At 69.2% G+C, this 1,925-nt stretch carries 1 protein-coding gene; it reads left to right on the top strand.

Translation table 11 applies throughout. The features are described from left to right. On the top strand, positions 1-1,871 hold a 1,871-nt coding region (locus tag CTE05_RS20075), incomplete at its 5' end, for a non-reducing end alpha-L-arabinofuranosidase family hydrolase (RefSeq protein WP_222595528.1). Positions 1,872-1,925: the final 54 nt, after the last annotated feature.

The following is a 1,925-nucleotide window of genomic DNA, read 5'->3' as shown; positions in this document are numbered from 1 at the left end:
CCGACGACTGGACCCATGCCAAGACCCAGGCCGTCTACACCATGGTCCGGGACTTCAAGTCCCGCGGCGTGCCGATCGACTGCGTCGGCCTCCAGTCGCACTTCAACCCGCAGAGCCCGGTGCCGAGCAACTACCAGACGACGATCTCGAGCTTCGCGGCGCTCGGCGTGGACGTGCAGATCACCGAGCTCGACATCGAGGGATCGGGCTCGTCGCAGGCCGAGAACTACCGTCGCGTCGTCCAGGCGTGCCTCAACGTCGCGCGCTGCACCGGCATCACGGTGTGGGGCGTGCGGGACACCGACTCCTGGCGCGCGTCGGGCACCCCGCTGCTCTTCGACGGCTCCGGCAACAAGAAGCCCGCCTACACCTCGACGCTCGACACGCTGAACGCGGCGCCCCCGACCCAGAACCCGACCACCCCGAACCCCACACCGACGACGCCCAACCCCACTCCCACGACGCCGAACCCGACACCCACGACGCCGACACCCACCCCGACCTCCGGACCGGGCACCGGCTGCTCGGTCGCCTACAGCGCACCGAGCCAGTGGCCGAACGGCTTCACCGCCAACGTCCGCATCACCAACCTCGGTACGGCGGTCAACGGGTGGACGCTGACCTGGTCCTTCCCGGGCAACCAGGCCGTGACCCAGGCCTGGAGCGCAGCCGTGACGCAGAGCGGCTCCGCGGTGACCGCCCGCAACGTCGACTACAACCCGCGGATCGCCACCGGCGGCACCGTCGACTTCGGGTTCAACGGCTCGTGGAGCGGCAGCAACCCGGCGCCGACCAGCTTCCGGCTCAACGGCACGCTCTGCAACGGGAGCGTGGCGCCCACGGCGACCCCGACCCCGACCATGACGCCCACCGCGACACCCACGCCCACACCGACCGCCACCACCCCGACGGGCACGCTCCCGTCGAGCTTCCAGTGGTCCTCCACCGGGGCGATCATCAGCCCGAAGCCGGACGCGTCGCACAACCCTGCCTCGGTCAAGGACCCGTCGGTGGTGTACGCGGACGGGAAGTGGCACGTCTTCGCGTCCATCTACGCGGGCGGCTACAACCTGATCTACACCAGCTTCACGGACTGGTCCCAGGCCTCGTCCGCGACGCCGTACTACCTGGACCGGTCCGCGATCGGCTCCGGCTACCGGGCGGCGCCCCAGGTGTTCTTCTTCGCGCCGCAGAACCTCTGGTACCTCGTCTACCAGACCGGCGCCGGGGGCTCGTACTCGACGACCTCGACCATCTCCGACCCGTCGTCGTGGTCGGCGCCGAGGAACTTCTACTCGTCGCAGCCGCAGATCATCCGCGACAACATCGGCAACGGGTACTGGGTCGACTTCTGGACGGTCTGCGACACGTCCATGTGCTACCTGTTCTCGTCCGACGACAACGGCCACCTGTACCGCTCGGAGACGTCCCTGTCGAGCTTCCCCAACGGGTTCACCAACACGGTGATCGCGATGCAGGACTCCGACCGGTTCCGCCTCTTCGAGGCCGTCAACGTCTACAAGCTCGCCGGGCAGACCAGCTGGCTCATGGTCCACGAGGCCATCGGGACGGACGGGAAGCGGTACTTCCGGTCGTGGACGGCCCCGTCGATCAGGGGCTCCTGGACCGCCCTGGCGGACACCGAGTCGAACCCGTTCGCGCGGTCGAACAACGTCACGTTCCCGGCCGGGGCGTGGACCCGGGACATCAGCCACGGCGAGATGGTCAGGTCCGGGACGGACCAGACGATGGAGATCAGCCCGTGCGGCCTCCGGTACCTCTACCAGGGCATGGACCCCGGCGCGTCGGGTGACTACAACGAGCTGCCCTGGCGGCTGGGGCTCCTGACGCAGACCAACTCGACCTGCTGAGCCCCCCGCCGAGCCCCGTGCCCGACCGTCCGTGCAGGTGACGGTCGGGCACGG

This window comes from Cellulomonas terrae (assembly GCF_007990265.1).
Lineage (GTDB): Bacteria > Actinomycetota > Actinomycetes > Actinomycetales > Cellulomonadaceae > Cellulomonas > Cellulomonas terrae.
The sequence above is the reverse complement of the archived record's forward strand: the minus strand, read 5'-3'. Positions and strand labels throughout refer to the sequence as shown.